Below are 17,674 nucleotides of genomic sequence, written 5' to 3' on the forward strand. Positions count from 1 at the left end.
TCTTAATGTCGTTTCTAATGAAGCATTAGAAGCTACTCATAACATCCCTACCTCTATTCACATATAGCATCCCTATATTGAAAAAAAGAGGAAGGGCTTGTCCCCCCTCTTCTTTTAATTTTTCTTTAAAAGAGTTGCTCCTGCAATCCCTGGGTGTGTCATTTCGAATGGATCTAGAATTAATTCTAAGTCTTCTTGTGACAGTACACCATTTTTCACACAAAGTTCTCGAACAGATTGCCCTGTCGCGATTGCTTCTTTCGCAACGCGAGCTGCTGCTTCATAACCGATATGAGGGTTCACGGCTGTAATAATTCCTACACTCTTCTCAACATACTCTTTTAAACGATCTTCATTCGCTTCAATTCCTTTTAAGCAATTATCTGTAAAAGCACGGAAACCGTTATTCATAATGCTAATCGATTGAAGTAAGTTGAAAACAAGTACTGGTTCCATAACGTTTAATTCTAATTGTCCTGCTTCTGAAGCAAGGCAAATTGTATGGTCATTACCAATTACTTGGAACGCAATTTGATTAATTACTTCTGGCATAACAGGGTTTACTTTCCCTGGCATAATAGATGAACCTGGTTGACGAGCTGGTAACATAATTTCCGCTAAACCAACACGTGGACCTGATGCCATTAAGCGAAGGTCATTCGCAATTTTAGACATATTCATCATACATACTTTAAGCGCTGCAGATACTTCAGTATAAGCATCCGTATTTTGCGTCGCATCTACTAAATCTTCTGCACCAACAAGCGGTAATTCACTAATTGCAGCTAAATGTTTTACAACTGCTTCAATATATTCTGGATCTGCATTTAAGCCTGTACCAACTGCAGTTGCCCCCATATTTACTTCATATAAATGTTGACGCGATTGTTGAATTCGTTTCATATCACGTTCAAGTACGCGAGAGTATGCTTTAAACTCTTGTCCAAGACGAATTGGCACCGCATCTTGTAAATGTGTACGACCCATTTTAATAACATGGTCAAACTGTTCTGCTTTTAATTCAAATACATCATGCATATAACCCATCGTTTGTAATAAGCCTTCTAGTGCATTTAACGTTGCGATATGAATCGCCGTTGGGAATGCATCATTTGTTGATTGGGCCATATTTACATGGCTATTTGGACTAATATAATGATAGTCTCCCTTTTCCATTCCTAATAATTCAAGAGCACGATTGGCAATGACTTCATTTGCGTTCATATTCATTGAAGTACCTGCTCCGCCTTGGATTGGATCTACGATGAAATGATCATGCCATTTTCCATCAAGAATTTCTTGAGCAGCTTCTGCGATCGCGCCGCCCTTGTTCAATTCCAATCTTCCTACATCTGTATTCGCAAGCGCTGCTGCTTTTTTTACAATTGCGAACGCTCTAATTAAACTTTCATGAATTTTATACCCTGTAATCGGGAAATTTTCAACAGCGCGTAAAGTCTGAATTCCGTAATATGCCTCAATAGGTAATTCCTTTCCTCCCAAAAAATCATTCTCCACTCGCACGTTCTTGTTTGTCATTGCCATTTTAATTTCTCCCCCATATTAAATGTAAAACCTAAATAAATCATATGAAGTCATTACCAATCCTTATCAGATTTTATTGTTAAATCGTAGGCTAAAGGCTCTTCAATAATTTTTTTAATCTCTTCTAATTTATTAGTTTTCCCAAGCGCCCACATCAATTTTGCTATGATTGCTTCCGTATTCATATCTCCAGACAATATTACTTGATGTTGTGCCACTTTCCGTCCTACTTCATAGAGAAGTATGTCTTCTCCTTCTTCCAGGCATTGAGTAGTAATCACTACAGCAATCCCCATTTCAGTCAACTCTTGAATTTTCGAAAGCAAGTTCCTTCCTTCAAAAGGTAATCCACCGTTACCAAAACTTTCAATAATAATCCCTTTATACAAATCTTTTAAACAATCAAATATCTCTGGTTTTGTACCTGGATACAATTTCATAAGAAAAACATCCGTACATAAATTAGTATTTATTGAAAGTTCATTATGGGAGGACGTTGGCTTCCAATGATATTTCACTTCATCTTCATTTACCTCAGCAACATATGGATAATTCACACTTTCAAATGCATCATAACTTTTTGTTCGCATTTTAACTGCTCTCGTCCCAATAATCACCCTACTATCAAAAACAATAAACACACCGCCAACATCCTCACAGGCAAATCTAAGAGCATCAGCTACATTTTTCTTTGCGTCTGTCTTTTTAAAACTAATAGGTACTTGTGAACCTGTTAAAACAACTGGTTTTCTTAAACCTTGAAGCATATAAGATAACGCGGAAGATGTATAAGCTAACGTATCCGTTCCATGTGTAATCACAAACCCGTCATAGTCATCATAGTGATTAAAAACAGCATTAGCTATTTCTTTCCAGTGCTCAGGTTGCATATTGGTACTATCAATATTCATTAAGATTTTGCAATCTATTTCTAAGTTTCGAGAAGACTTCGAAAAATAATTCAATAATTCCTCAGCGGACAATCCTGGAACAAGCCCCTCATTCCCCTCCACAGATGCAATTGTCCCACCAGTTGCAAGTAATAAAATTTTCTTCATACACAACCCCTCCATAAAATAAACAACGATATATCGTTCGCGTAATGCGTATTTATATTTATCATTATAGAACTTAATTTGAATTAATCAAGATTTTGCATTCAATACGCGTACTTTTTTTCTATTCTTGATTCTTTTTCTATGTTATAATTAATTTAATAAAATTAGATGGGGTATGAGACGAATGCTGGAACGTTTATCTAAATTAAGAAAAAATCAAAAATGGTCCTTACAAGAGACAGCAGATCGACTTGGGATTGCGAAAAGCACCTATGCTGGTTATGAAAATGGTTATAGATTACCTTCATTACAATCTTTATCTAAAATAGCCGATTTATTTGATACATCTGTAGATTATATATTAGGTCGAATTGAACATTCACATCAAAACAAAGATGTAATTGATATTACAAGACTCCTAAACGATTCAGATTCAACACTTTTAATAGATGGAGAAGCACTGTCAACAGAAGAGATAATAGATTTTATTGCTTTTGTGAGAAGTAAACGAGAACTAAGTTCCAAGAGAATAGAAAATATTGAACCAACATGTAAAAGTTAATTCAATAAAAAACGAAGACACTGCACTCTTTAAACTTAGAAATACTTAGACAATTAATTTGTAAACGGTTTATATAATGAATTCTTAGCAGCTGGCCTCATTTGGGGACTTATACTTGGAAACAATCCCATTGGTTATATGATTCAATTATTTTTCATCATTTGTGTAGTGGTAGTAGCTATTTTCGGAGGTTTCACATCCAATAAATCAATTATCATGAAACAAGGACTTCTCGCTATTTTAGCGTTGCTTGCCCTTTTATCTGTCATATAGAACTAAAGCTTTTCAATAAAGGAACTCACTTTTGAAGAATACGCCATTCTTTCTGTAGATTTATAAAAAAGAATGGCGTTTTTGTATGTCTATTTCTGTATCGAAAGAATTTGAAAGTATAACAGAATTCAAACAAGACTTAGCAAAGTATATAAAGTACTATAATCATGAAAGAATCAAGGAAAAATAAAAGGAAATGAATCCAGTATTATACTAGGCTCATTCCCTAGAGGCTACTTAATAAACCGACCTTTCTAACTTTCGGGGGCACAGTCTAGTTGAAGTGCTACAAGCAACGAATTTACTACTTTAAAAGTGTTTAACCTTGAAGTACTTAATTCTTTTTTCCAGACAAAGCATACATTATATCTTGATGCTTTATTGTCCTCTTATAATTATGTGGTATCGGGAATTTGTTTCGGTGTTCTTTTATTATAATTACTGTAAGTGATAAAGCTACAGGTATAAAAAATATTAACAAAGCATCTTAATGTTTATGAAATTCTTTGTTAATAGTTTCTCTTCTCCCTAATCTCCTGCGAGACTATATTTTTTATTAAAATTTCCCATATCTTATTTGATTTATTCTGTAACACCAGATTGGGTTACTTTTACATCAGCAGTTACACGAAAACGTAAATGTTTATAGGATTCTTCCCATTCTTGACTGTTCCATTTTCTTACGTGAGTTCTACCAAGCTTTCTAAGTCCTATAGGATCTGTGTCTTTTTTAATAAATCTCTTTATCAATGTAGTTGCTTTTTTTTCTATTTCTTTTCCCATAATTTTTTCTAATTTTTTTATTTCTTTAGGATTATCTAGATTTTTTGTTTTTGTAAATTCTTGAATTTCAGCTTTAACTTGAATATGAGCATTTACGAATGGATGCTTACTATTCCCCTCCATCTTATATTTTGTTCTAGCTTTTATATTCTCTATCGTGGCATAAGTGTTTGAAGAACCAGGTAGTTTGAATTGGTATGTACCTTGTTTAAAATTATCTGTCAACAATTTAAATACAAATAAATCTTTAGGGTTCACTTTATCAACCATTTTACATCTTTTAAAAAGTGCTATTCCATTTAACTCCAACACATTCCCTTTTTTAGATATCATCGGTAAATAGGAATCTCTCGCATCATCATCAAGTTGATTTAAAAACATAAAAAAGTTTGTTTTTGGTTGCGTCCCATTGTTCATATTTTGCTCCAGTAAAGAGGATAGATAAGAAGCAATTTCTTTTTCTTTAGAATAGTTCCCCTTTAATAGTGATTCCCCTTTTACATTTGTAATTGCTAAATAAATTGCATTTCCTACACTAGGATTTCGGTTCAAAGTCTCTAAAATTTCCTGCATTCCCTTTTCAATTATTTTTTCATTAAATATAATAACACGCAATTGACCCAACTCTAGAGGTCCAGAAGATTTTTCGGATGCTCTTGCAAGAACTTCTCTACCAGTCTGGCCTGATGCTGAATAGATTTTTGTTTCACCTTCCCCACCTCCTTTATAAGCTGAAATCGCAAAGGTTCCTTTTAGCTTACCTTCTGCTTCGGTATCATATGCCGCAACCTGAACTAAGTCAATGTCATCCACAATTTTCGTTTTAGCACAACCTATTAAGAAGACACTTAATATAAGGAAAAGTATCCATCGCTTCATGTTTATCTCCTTAACTTTATTTTGGCCGTTTGAATTAGCCATAGTACAGGTAGGTATACATATATATATACAAAGCCAATTTGACCTGTCCAAGTATTTAATAAGTTAATTTTATTACGGTTATTCAAGAAAAATGACAAAATAAAGATGAATAGGATGATAACTGGCAAAACATATTTTTGCTTTATTCCCAGTGCCTCTTTTATACCACGACTTACTCCCCATAATGTAAAGGAAACATTGGGTAATATAAAAAAAGCCCAAACAGAAACAATAATGTATTCAAACCGCTCTATAAAGGGAAATTGTATAATTTTAATCATGCTTAAATATGCCCATATCGCGTTCGCAAGTTGCTTTTCACTAAAAAATGCAAGAGTTAAAATCATAAGGTATGTGTAGACAATAGTCGTTACTAAATTTGCATAGTGCGCATATTTTTGAGACGTTCTTGCCTTTTTAATAAATGGATAGTACAACAATAACATTTCGAATCCAAAAAAACTAAACATATTTCCTTTCATTCCTTTCATAATTTCTAGGAATGAATGCTGTGCAATTGGAAATAAATTCCGGAAATCTGCATACTGCAAAGGATAAAAAAATGTGAAGATTAGAATGCTTGGGATAACGATTCCAAAGAAGCCGATTCCGGCAACTACACGAAATCCTCCAGTAACAATGTAATAACATAGACCCAAAAAAGCCCCCGCTATAACCCAAGATGAAATTGAAGGAAACATCCAAACATGTACTACTTCGATATAAGTATGTAGTGTTGTTGCACCTAACAATACAATATAGGATAAAAAAATGAAGTTGAGCAATCCACCAATCCATTTTCCAAGTACGTTTTGATTGATTGCAATGATGTCTCCATTACCCTGATTTAAAATCTGATATATGATCCAAATCATAACATTAACAGATATTCCAAAAAGTAGCGTGCTAATCCACGCATCATTTCCAACTAATTTTGCACTAATCCTTTCAAAACCAAGCATACCAACTCCCATCTGTATAGTAATAATTAAAAAAAATACCATATATGGAGAGACTTGATACTCAATTGGGATCTGTTTCATAATGCTCCTCCCTGTTAAATTCAATCATCGAAATCATTTCTTGATAGTATTTTATTTTTCTCTACCTCTTCTGGATTAAAGCGAAAACGCTGTTTAGACCTTGAAAAAATAGGACGTCGAAACATCGCTGAGATCGGCATACGTATAATACTGTCTTTCCAATCTGTAGGGCGTGTAGGATAAAAAGGAAACAAATAAGGACGTCTTAATGATTCTGTACGTAATAAGCGTGCTAAAAGCAAAGAGCTTGTTAAAACAATTCCTAATAAGCCCAATAGGTGTGCAGATATTATAAAAGGAAAACGAATTACTCGAATTGTATTACCAATACGATATATTGGTGCTGTAAATGAACTAAGAGCTGAAAGTGCAACAATGATAATAAGTACGTTACTTGTAAGACTTGCTTCTACCGATGCTTGTCCAATCACAATACCACCTACTATACCGACAGTTAAACCCACTTTAGTTGGTAAACGTGCCCCCGCTTCTCTCAGTAATTCAATTGTTATTTCTAAAAAAAGTGCTTCAATTAATGGAGGAAAAGGTACTTTACTTCTCGATATGATTAACGTTTCAAGAAGTTCTTTTGGGATAAGCTCGTAATGATATGTTAAGATCGAGACATATAATGGAGTCGTTAAGACAGAAAATATAAAAGCAAAAAGCCTTAATAGACGAAAAAAAGAGGCTATAATCCAAGGCATGGTGTAATCTTCTGTCGTAGAAAAAAAATCAATTAATGTTGTTGGAAGAGTGATGGCATAAGGCGAGCCATCTACAAAAAGTGCAATTTTCCCTTCTGCTAATACAGCTGCCACACGGTCCGGACGTTCTGTATTTAAAAATTGAGGGAATATAGAATTCGGGTTGTCTGCAATTAACTGCATCAAATAAGTACTATCTAAAACATGGTCTGTTTTTATTTGACTTACCCTTTTTATAATTTCTTGTAGATTTTGATCATTTACAATTCCCTCAATAAATACAATCGCAACAGTTGTGTTAGAGAGAGATCCTACTTTCAATTCTTTCATTTGTAAATACGGTGTTGGAAGCTTTCTACGTACTAAATTTAAATTCACATCTAAATCTTCGACAAATGCGATTTGCGGACCCACAATATTGTATTCAATTTCAGCTTTTGTAATATCCCTTTTTTCTTTCTTTGACACATTTACTAACAAACAATTTAATTTATCTGTATCGTACTGAATAAGTATATAGCCATTTAAAATACTATCCTGAATATCTTCAATTTGATTTGTTATTTTTGAATTCTCAAAAGGTAAGACAGAGTGAATATCTTGTAACGAATTGAAGCTCTTCTCTTTTATATAAGTCAAAACCTCTTCATGAAATATATTTACATCGATTAAGGTTCTAAAATATGAAATGACTATAGAGGAATTATTAGAAGCAATTTCCAACGTTATAAAATCTTTAGATTTTTTTAGTAATTGCATTAAATCCTGTAAAGATTTTATAGAGTTATCAGGTATTTTTCCATACGGTTTCAATTGATAATACCTTCCTTTCAGAAAGAAGTTACATATAGTTTTTAAGAAATTTCTATTTTAAAAATCAGGCATAGTGATATATAGATATATCCATCGAATTAGCAATAACCTCTTTGAAAATAACTTAACCAAAATTAGTTAAAAAATGTATTAAAAGTAAAAATAAGATTTTTTTTAAAACATAGTTACGATATTAAAAACATCCTTTCTTTTGGTTCTAAAGAAAGGATGTTTTTATAACATGCTTTTTGGAAGGTTTTAATTTAATCCTAATTATATTTTTTATAAATTCTAAAAGTACATTCTTTATTTTTGGTATAACATACAGAAATTATTTTTTGAACAGTAGACAGCTGCAGAAGCTAAGTTAAAGTGTCGATTAATTCCCTCCAAGCTTAATAAAATCCCTGTTATGATTTCTAAACTGACTTCGCAGTTAAGTAAGAGATTTGTTGATTAACCATACACACGAAGATAGAAAATGATGCCTATGATACTTGCATTTTCGTTTTATTCACCAGCTTCTATAATCAATTGATTAAGTGTATCGGGAGACGTATATGGATATAACTCTTCGACATATACAAACAATCTTGTTTTGGAAGTATTACATGATTTGTATGATATTGTAACAAGACTTGTATCGTTTCCTGCTTCTCCATGTCTTATTACGTTTGTCATTTCCTCTTGTAAACAACGATAGAAAGTTCTATTCAGTTTTTGTTTAATAGCATTACATTTTGTATGGTTTCTTAAAAAATTTCAATAAAAGAACATATTAATTTTGAAGTGTACAAATAGGGAGAGTGACTTCAACTGTAGTTCCCTTATTCACTTCACTCTCAATAAATACCTTTCCCTGATGTGTTTCAATGATTTTATAACAGATCATTAACCCTAAGCCAATCCCCTCTTCTTTAATACTATAAAAAGGTTCTCCGAGGTATGGTATACGTTCTTTTGGAATCCCACACCCTTGATCGATAAAACGAATACTTAATTGATTATTATCAAGTATATTTAATTGAATGAGAATTTCTCCTCCCATCGGCATAGATTCAATTGCATTTTTCAATATATTAACAAATACTTGCTTTAATTGATTTCCTTCACATGAAATCAATGGAATACCAGGGTTAAGATCGATTCTAATTTTTATATTATTCATCATTGCTTGAGGTTGTAGTAGCATTAAAACTTGATCCATTAGCACACTAATATCATTAGGTTTTATTTTTACCACCTGTGGTTTGGCTACCGCCATAAATTCAGTTGTAATACTCTCTATACGCTCAATCTCTGATGATACTATATTTATATAACCTTGATTATTTTCATTTTCCGTTGATTTTAGTAATTGCATGAACCCTTTCATTGCAGTTAATGGATTATTAATCTCATGAGCCATTACAGTCGCTAATTGTCCTACAACAGCAAGTTTTTCAGATTTTCGTAATAATTCTTCTGTTTTTAGCCGTTCAGTGATATCACGAGAAATACTTAGGAAAACTTTTTTCCCATTTAAGTTAAAAACACGAACACTAAACTCAGTTGTTATTACTTTTCCTGTTGGAAAAACATATTCATCTTGCAAAGTGAAGGAAGTTTGTCCCTTTTTAATTTTTTCTAATAGCCTTACGATCATTTGAGAATCTTGTGGTACTATATTTGAAAATGATAATGAGAGCAACTCTTCTCTACTATATCCAAATCTTCTACACCCAACAGGGTTTACCTCAATAAATCGACTTGGAGCATTATCTTCATTCAGCTCTACTACATATACCGCATCAGTTGCTTGTTCGATTAGTGCACGGTACTTCATTTCACTATCTCTTAATTGCTGGTGTAATCGATGTCGTTCTCTTTCTGCTTGTTTTCTTTCAGAGATGTCTCTACATATTGCTGATAAAGCTATCACATTTCCTCTTACATCTAGTATAGGAGAAACTGTCAGACTGACATCAAGAAGACTCCCATCGCTCCTTTGTCTAACAGTTTCTAATCTAGTAACCACAGATTCACCCGTTAGAATTTTCTGAATATTTTTAAGCGATTCTTCCATTAAAAAATCTGGTACACAAGGTAATCTCTTACCTATGATTTCTTGTGATGACCACCCAAATATCTTTTCATAAGCTTTATTCGCTTGTAAAATATGCCCTTCTCGATCAGAAATGGTAATAGCATCTAGATTGTGCTTTATAAATGATTCCAATAATTCTTTGGTAGCGCTTAATTCTGATTCTACCTTTTTCCTTTCGGTTATATCAACTGTAGAACCAACAACTTCAATAACTTGTCCATTTCGTTTAATCGGCCTAAGCGCAATAAGAATAATAGTTTTATCATTTGGCCAAGGTAATTCAAATATAATTTCTTTTCCTTCCCATGCCTGAAGATAGTACTTCATCAATTGTGGAACTAAATGTGGAGGAACAATAGAAGCATCAATAGTACGTAAGCTTTTTCCTACCACCTGTTCAGAATAAAATCCGTTTTGATAATAAAACTGTCCATCACATAAAGTGTGTATAAAGTGCTTACCTACTTTTTTAAATTTAAAAATTCCTCCTTGAAGCTCATGTACGGTATCTGCAAGTTCTTGCTTCGATTTTTTTAATTCTCGATTCATTTTAGATAAGTCCTGTGTTAAATAATACAATCTCTGGTAGGCTTCCATAAGAAATAGCCCAATTAAAAGTCCTAATGCTATATATAATAAGCCTCCTGTGTAAAGTAATGTAGTATTAAATAATACGCCAACTAACCACTTTATTCCAATAAAAACAGAAAAATATAACGATGCACTTTTAAAAGGATGTAGTTTTTTAAAATAAGTTTTAAAGGTAGAAAATAGAATCCCCATACCTAAATAAGCAATCACAGGAGGTTCCCAGTACCCTCCAGTGTAAAAGATACGCATTACAATTATGCTAATTAACGTAATCCAACCAGCAATACGACCAAAGTAAATAAAAGATAGAATAAGAGGAACAACTCGAAGATCGTAGGAAAATCCCATGTATGGAAAAGAAAAGAACATTAACGTAACTGCAATAATCCCTCCATAGAGCTTTTCGAAATGTCGACTAGAATTAATTGTAAACACTTGAATAAATATTGCTGCGCTAACTAATAAAGAAAAAATAGAAAGGTTGATGAAATAATCTTTAATAATCATGTAATGTCCCTCCTTGCATTAAGTGTATTCGACAAAAAAGCTAAAAATCCTACAAATTGTATAAACAGTTCAAATGCATAAATTTTAAACTAGGATAAAATCTAGAAAAATAAATAAGGGGCACAGCAGATGAGATATTTTAATGAAAAATAGTTCAAAAAAGATAATAGTAACCGTTGACTACTATTATCTTTTTTCTTTAAGTTATCGTAATATGTCTGAAACTCTAAGGGACATGGTATGTCATTTCATCAAACAATGATTATATACTGAGTCATGAATATAGAAATTTCAGCAGTCATTTTTGAAAAATAACATAAAAAACAAAACTATCTATGAAAATGGAAAAAAACTATATAAATGTCAACTAATCTATGTACAAAAACGTTCACTTAATTTTGCATAAAATCACTCCACTTAGGAAGCTAAGTAGTTCTTCAAGGTCGATAAGAACACCTGTAGATGCTTCAGGATAACTACATAATTGTATGAGTAATGTACTTGAAACCTTTCGGTAAAACCATACACATAATACAACTAACTCCTTGGATTCAATATTTACTTTTTCGCTGAACAAATTCTTTTTCTTGAGCAAAATATTCTAGGATATAAGGAGATTTTTCAATTAACTTGGTGTCTAGTTTATTCTCCAGCTCCAATTACTTCGTTACTTTCAGATTCAGTTCATTATATTTTGTACTTTGTCTTTATACACAACATATTCTTTACCATCCACTACTGCTACTACCGCAAATTCATCATTTGGATTGAATGAAAGCCAATCAGCCCACATGTTAGTATTAGCCCCTCCACTCCACATATTATGAACAGTGTTTTTAGTTAAATTCATAACTTTATAAGACGCATTTGGCGCATTTGTTCCAGTCTTTATTTCAAAAGTGTATGCGTTATGAATTTTTTTATAAAAGTAGAAAACGTTTGATGGACGAAGCTGATTCAAAAAATCCTGTTCTTTTTTCTCTGCAATTTTTATCCCTTCTTGCAAAGTGACAACATCTGTTTTTAATGTTTTCCAACTGTTTTTCGCTGCATTCAAGCTAGGGGTTAAGAATTTATATTTATTTTGATCAGCTTTTTGATCAGCTTTATCAATATGTCCCAGTACACCCGAATATTGAGAATCTAAATCCTCCCATTGCGTAGACATATAAGTAAGAGCAGTGATAGCACTATCAAGCATACTATGCATATCACTAATATTATGAAATGCAACTCCAACTACACGATTCAATGTTATTTTATAATCTACAGTCTGACGCAATTTTGCTAATTCAGGTTCTAGCCAACCTAACTTACCTCTTGCATCACCTATCATTATGCCACCAGCAATCAAGGTTGGAATAAAGGGGATTTTCACCATGTCTAACCCCTTAGATTCTATGTCTTTCTGATATTTTACTTGTCCTAAAAGGTCCTCTAGACGCTTTTGGTCAGCCTCCACATCAGCACCTTGGTTTTTTAAAATCGATTGCAATGTCTCTTTATGACTTCCAAATGTTCTAACATCTTCTCCAATAGCATTTTTTAATTGAATTAATTCTTCTATTAATGCTTTTGCAGACTTTTGATTTTGTTGAATTCCTCCCTGTAAATCTGTAATCCCTTTTTTTAAAGTATCTCCATTTCCAGTATTGATCGCCTCTACTAATGTTTCATAATAATTTTCAAATTTTGTATCGTATTCTATAATGCCTGTCAATGTATCAAAAAGCTGTTTTTTTACTTGTGTATTCCATGTAACAGCATGTGCTCTTGCATTCTTTTGATCTTGTACAATTTTACTAGGTAAATCTGCATTTCCATTAATAGTTATTCCTTCAAAACTCACATCTGGATTATTAATTAGCAAATAAGAATATTCATTCATAGCTTTTGCAAATAAACCAGCATCTTGCAAAGCTTTTTTCATCTGTTCTTCATTTGCTGAAAGAGACATATTTTCAGTGTTCGTTTGTTCAATTTCAATTGCAAAAGTTTCTAGTGGTATGACTGCATAAGTAGTTGTTATAGTTAAAAACGCTGATACAGCGAGTAGTTTATTAGGGATTTTTTTCATCATTTCGTTTTCCTCCTATATAAGGTATGGTTTCAAGTTCTAATCTTATTAAAAAGCGATGTCTTTCAAAATGAGTTCTACATCTTTTATCAGTATCGTTTGAACTTTCTTTAGCAGCCTTCAAATCATTAAGTATTAAAGAAAATGTATATAATCTGCTTCAAATTAACCGATTCTGTTGCAAATTTTAAAAAAGCAATTAAACTACAAGGTTATTTTTTATTCGAATCATACTTATATATAATTGAAAGGCGAAGTCTTTAATGAGACTCCGCCTTTCTGTTATATAAGGATTTATTAATTATTACTTTTCTGTTTAACAGTGTAATCATAGACTTTCTATGTTTTAGTTCACTTTACAACAGAATTAATATTTCCCTATTTTTGTGGAGTAACAGTTTCCACTTTTAATTCCTTTATTCCTTCTTTTAATGTAACAGCATCTGTTCGTAATGTTTTCCAACTGTCTTTCGCTGCATTTAAATTAGGTTTTAAGAATTTAAATTTATTTTGATCGGCTTTTTGAGCTGCATTCTCAATATGCCCTAGAACGCCCGAATATTGAGAATCTAAATCATGCCACTGCGTGGACATATAAGTAAGAGCGTTAATAGCATCATCAAGCGCCTTGTGCATTTCATTAATATTACTGTAAGCAACTCCAACTACACGATTTAAGGTTACTTTATAATCCACGGTCTGACGTAATTCTGCTAATAAAGGCTCTAACTTACCTAAATTATCCCTTGCTACTCCCACTATGATACCGCCAATTATTGGTAGACCCAAAATAGCGCCCTTCATTACATTAAACCCATCAGATTCTAATTGTTTATAATAGTTTACTGATCCTAATACTTCTTCTAGACGCTTTTGATCGGCATCAACATCTGCACCTTGATTTTTTAAAATTGACTGCAAGAGCTCTTTATTACTTCCAAATGCTCTAACATCGTGTCCAATAGAGTCTCTTAATTTAGTTAATTCTTCTATTAGTTGTTGTGCATACTTTTGATTTTGTTGAATTTCACCTCGTAAATCTGTAATCCCTTCTTTTAAAGTTTCTCCATCTCCTGTATTAATCGCCTCTATCATTGTTTCATAATAATTATCAAATGTTGTATCGTATTCAACAATACCATTCAATGTATCTAAAAGCTGTTTTTTTACTTTCGTATCCCAAGTAACGGCATGTGCCCTTGCATTCTTTTGATCTTGTACGATTCTACCAGGTAAATCTACATACCCATTAATGGTAATTCCCTCAAAATTCACATCAGGATTCTTAATTAACATATAAGAATAGGCATTCATAGATTTTGCAAATAATCCAGCCTTTTGCAAGGTCTCTTTCATTCTCACTTCATTTGCAGAAAGTGCTGTATCTTCATTGTTCGTTTGTTCAATTTCACTTGCAAAAGTTGTTACTGGTGAAACTACATTAGCAGTTGTAATAGTTAATAACGTCGATACAGCGAGTAATTTGTAAGGGATTTTTTTTATCATTTCATTTTCCTCCAATTTAGGTTTTAAATTTCAGTTCTACTCCTGTTTAAAAGCAATATCTTTTGAAATGAATTCTGCATCTTTATGAATATCATTCCAACTTTCTTTAGCGGCTTTTAAATCATCTGGTATTAAAGAGAATTTGTGGTCTTGCATAGAATCGATATTATCCAATAAATCTGTATAATTTGCACCCATTGTATTCCATTGCTTTTGAATATTTGTTAGAGACAATATCGCTTGATCTACAGTCTGATATAAATATGCCAATGTTTCTTTCGCGTTAGTAAGCGAAAGAACTGCTTGATTAGCACGATCTGCTTTCATACTTAATTCTCCGATTTTGTTAGAAATTTCATTATAGGAGTCCATATGCTTAGATGCTGTGACACCAGCCGCTGTTCCTAGACCGATACCAGCTGCACCAAGAGCCGAGAGTCCACCAACAACAGCCGGTGTTGCTGTACCGCCAGTTACAACAATAACTACCGCTCCTCCAATAGCTGCAATAACTAAAATAGCTGCTCCCAATCCACCACCAATTGACCATGCTAATACATCATCAAAATGTTTTTTCTGAGTAGAACGAAGTTGCTCAATTTCAGCTTGAAGTTGTGGAATCGTTGCCTGTTGACCTGCTAATATTGCAGTTAATCCACCTTTCCCATCTGGACCACCAACATTATTTTTAAAATCTGTAGAATTTTGATATAGTTTCCCTTTGAAGTCTTGTAGCATCTTAATCACATCTGTAACTTCTTTTGAATTTGTATTGATTGTAGTAATTAAATCATTTATACCCTCTTTTAGACCTGCCTTATCTTTCTTTTGTACAGTTTCTACTAATGTGTCGTAATAATTTTGAAATTGTTCATCGTAATTTACAATATTACGAGCAGTTTTTTGAATCTGTGGCTTCGCTGTATCTAACCAGTAATTCGCATTGATTCGTGACAGCTCTTGATTAAGGTGAATATTTTTGAGCAACTCTCCCCCCTCTGACCCTAAATCGATATTAGATAAATTTACATTTGGTTGCTTAATCATTGTTTTTGCATATAAATCCATTACTAGAATATGAGACCCTGTTTCAGCCAATGCTTTCTTCAGTCCTTCGGGGCCTAATGCATAATTGCCTACTTTTTGTTCTTGAGCGGTCGTTTCTTGTGCAAATGCATGAATAGTGTTACCGGTAGTAGCAGTTATAACAGTTGCTAATGTAGCTAAAGTTAGTACTTTGAATGGAAATTTTTTCATGACTATTCTCCTTCTTTCGCTAAATGCTTATAATCTTTATGAATTCCCAAAAAACGCAATATTAAAATTTATATACTTGTTCTTCAAGGTAACTTATTACATTTTTTAATTGTCTTAATGTATCTTTTTGAGACTGCTCGTTAGTTGTATCAACATTAGTAGATAATTTTGTAATGCTATTTTTTATTAGATTTAAATCTTCTTTATAGCGCTTTAGTAGATCAAGTTCTACATCTACTTGATTTGCAAACGTATGCAAATCATTTTGTGTAAGAAGAAGCATTGATTTTTGTAAATCAGCTATTGATAATTTCGTTGTTAAATCATATATTTTTTGATTTTGTTTCTCTAAATCATCTAAATATGCTCGCTGTTCTGCTGTTAATTTATTTACTTCAGCAAAAACGCCAAATGTTTTCTTAATCTTTTCGGTATCAATGGCTTTCATCAGGTCATACTCTTGTGTTTTTGCTGCGGCTGCGGCTGCTATTTCACCTTGTTTGCTTTTCTCAATTGCTTCACGAGCTGCTTTTTTTGCTGATTCAATCTCTAGAGCAGTTTTACCTTGTTCTGTCGCTTCTTGCGCCGCTTTTTTCTCCGCTTCTAGAATAGAGTTGTTAATTTCTTTTCCTTTGTTATACGCTGCCACCCCTGCTTGAGCAGCCGGTTCAATAATTTCTTTTGAAAGACTATAAACTTCTTTGAATATAGCAAATCCCTGCTCATTTAAAGCTCCTGGTATTAATGCAATTTGTTGTAAATCATTTTGAATTGCTTTTTTGGTATTTAATATTTCATTTTTTAACTGATCTATTTTTCCTGTTCCATCTGTACTTAGTATGCCTTGCGCAGTTGCCACATCAGTATCAAAATCTTTTAATTTTTTATCAAGCTGTAATTTAAGATCTGTTAATTCATTGATTTGTCGTTGCGCATTTTCTTGATTCGTCATAGCCATTTCTTGAAGTACTTCAAGTCTATCCGAAAACCCTTCTCTATCTTCTTTATTGTCTACAAACAATTTTAATGTCGGGTAATAACTATTAAATTTTGTTACAAATCCTTTACTTTTTGAATTTAATAGAATTAACTGTGGATAGAGTTCCGATGACCATTCCTTCATATCTTGTTTGATTAGGAATTGATTGGTATTTAAAGCTGGGACTTCCTCTAGCTGTACATTAGGACTCATTAAAGATTGATCAATATACGTTTGGACTAATTTAGAATGTGCACCTAATTTTCGTAATGATGAAGAAATATCCATGTTTTCTTGTTGAGTTTCTGCTTGAACGATTGGTGTTGCAAGAGTATTGATAGGAATAGTTGCTCCAGTTACAATGGATGTTATTAAAAATCCTGTCATTATTTTAGTTTTCATTCCGTACACTCCTTTACCATTGTTTTTATAACTTAATTCATATAACTTGTACGACCGCTCTCTTTGTAAACTGGATAAGAAGGAGAAATCTTTAAGATACGTTAATATCGTTGTTTTTTACTTCTAATAGGATGTAAGGATTTTATTTATCTCTCATTTCGATACTCTATTTTTTTAAATATAAATAACAAAAATTTATTAACTATATTTGAATCAGGCACCTTATGAGTAGTAAATTATTAATTCTTTCCTAAAGTTGCGGTTTAACTTACAGAATCGTGAGGATCAATAAACCAATGCTTACAGTTAATCTTGTCATAACATTGTTTAATTTCAATTTGATAATATCCCTCTTAGTTTTGTCAGCAAACTCCTTACTAGACAACAAAAGGTGAAATTATACTGTACATTGCTTATACTTTTATTGCGGAATAACTTCACTTTTGTTATGCAGAAACTTAGAACACGTTTATTACCAATTTGATTCTTGACCTCTCGTAAACAAAAAGACTATTCAGAAAAACATTTCCAACATAATGTTACTTACAACTTCACTATAATTCC

General features: G+C 32.6%; 12 protein-coding genes and 3 pseudogenes. 3 read left to right on the forward strand and 12 right to left on the reverse strand.

Annotated features, from left to right (window positions below):
• Positions 1-114: 114 nt before the first annotated feature.
• Both aspA and ansA read right to left on the reverse strand, forming a co-directional pair.
• A complete protein-coding gene (gene aspA, locus NST86_RS15555) occupies positions 115-1,545 on the reverse strand; it encodes an aspartate ammonia-lyase (protein WP_001251924.1) in 1,431 nt (476 codons plus the stop codon).
• Between the two features lie 53 nt (positions 1,546-1,598).
• Positions 1,599-2,603 carry an asparaginase gene (gene ansA / locus NST86_RS15560; RefSeq protein ID WP_000722299.1) on the reverse strand — a complete coding sequence of 335 codons (1,005 nt, stop codon included), beginning with the start codon at positions 2,601-2,603 and terminating at the stop codon, positions 1,599-1,601.
• Positions 2,604-2,787: 184 nt separating this feature from the next.
• On the opposite strand from ansA, the gene ansR reads away from it, so the two are divergent.
• The 3 genes and pseudogenes from ansR to NST86_RS15575 all read left to right on the forward strand — a co-directional run.
• Complete coding sequence (gene ansR / locus NST86_RS15565; protein ID WP_000893572.1) at positions 2,788-3,165, forward strand: HTH-type transcriptional regulator AnsR; 378 nt, start codon at positions 2,788-2,790, stop codon at positions 3,163-3,165.
• A gap of 66 nt (positions 3,166-3,231) precedes the next feature.
• A pseudogene (locus tag NST86_RS15570) lies at positions 3,232-3,438 on the forward strand (DUF1304 domain-containing protein); the annotation flags it as partial.
• Positions 3,439-3,541: 103 nt separating this feature from the next.
• A pseudogene (locus tag NST86_RS15575) lies at positions 3,542-3,628 on the forward strand (IS3 family transposase); the annotation flags it as partial.
• A 64-nt stretch (positions 3,629-3,692) separates the two neighbouring features.
• Here the strand turns inward: NST86_RS15575 and NST86_RS15580 are convergent.
• From NST86_RS15580 to hblC, 10 genes and pseudogenes are all read right to left on the reverse strand, one after another.
• Positions 3,693-3,883 (reverse strand): annotated as a pseudogene (locus NST86_RS15580) (hypothetical protein); the annotation flags it as partial.
• Positions 3,884-4,020: 137 nt separating this feature from the next.
• Positions 4,021-5,100 carry a Ger(x)C family spore germination protein gene (locus NST86_RS15585; protein WP_000832864.1) on the reverse strand — a complete coding sequence of 360 codons (1,080 nt, stop codon included), beginning with the start codon at positions 5,098-5,100 and terminating at the stop codon, positions 4,021-4,023.
• Between the two features lie 2 nt (positions 5,101-5,102).
• Entirely contained in the window at positions 5,103-6,185 is a 1,083-nt protein-coding gene (locus tag NST86_RS15590) for a GerAB/ArcD/ProY family transporter (RefSeq protein ID WP_000809707.1), read from the reverse strand.
• Between the two features lie 20 nt (positions 6,186-6,205).
• Positions 6,206-7,651: a spore germination protein gene (locus NST86_RS15595; protein ID WP_372474159.1), complete on the reverse strand. Its 1,446-nt coding sequence runs from the start codon at positions 7,649-7,651 to the stop codon at positions 6,206-6,208.
• Positions 7,652-8,215: 564 nt separating this feature from the next.
• On the reverse strand, positions 8,216-8,386 hold the full coding sequence (locus NST86_RS34875) for a hypothetical protein (protein ID WP_002000131.1): 171 nt from the start codon (positions 8,384-8,386) through the stop codon (positions 8,216-8,218).
• A 97-nt stretch (positions 8,387-8,483) separates the two neighbouring features.
• On the reverse strand, positions 8,484-10,889 hold the full coding sequence (locus NST86_RS15605) for a PAS domain S-box protein (RefSeq protein WP_000584278.1): 2,406 nt from the start codon (positions 10,887-10,889) through the stop codon (positions 8,484-8,486).
• A 679-nt stretch (positions 10,890-11,568) separates the two neighbouring features.
• Entirely contained in the window at positions 11,569-12,969 is a 1,401-nt protein-coding gene (gene hblB, locus NST86_RS15615; RefSeq protein ID WP_000976163.1) for a hemolysin BL regulatory component HblB, read from the reverse strand.
• A 375-nt stretch (positions 12,970-13,344) separates the two neighbouring features.
• A complete protein-coding gene (gene hblA, locus NST86_RS15620; protein ID WP_000591968.1) occupies positions 13,345-14,472 on the reverse strand; it encodes a hemolysin BL binding component B in 1,128 nt (375 codons plus the stop codon).
• Between the two features lie 36 nt (positions 14,473-14,508).
• A complete protein-coding gene (gene hblD / locus NST86_RS15625) occupies positions 14,509-15,729 on the reverse strand; it encodes a hemolytic enterotoxin HBL lytic component L1 (protein ID WP_000714435.1) in 1,221 nt (406 codons plus the stop codon).
• A 61-nt stretch (positions 15,730-15,790) separates the two neighbouring features.
• Positions 15,791-17,110, reverse strand: a complete 1,320-nt coding sequence (gene hblC, locus NST86_RS15630) for a hemolytic enterotoxin HBL lytic component L2 (RefSeq protein WP_000850224.1) — start codon at positions 17,108-17,110, stop codon at positions 15,791-15,793.
• Positions 17,111-17,674: the final 564 nt, after the last annotated feature.

Source organism: Bacillus sp. FSL L8-0199, from assembly GCF_038005705.1.
Taxonomy (GTDB): domain Bacteria; phylum Bacillota; class Bacilli; order Bacillales; family Bacillaceae_G; genus Bacillus_A; species Bacillus_A cereus.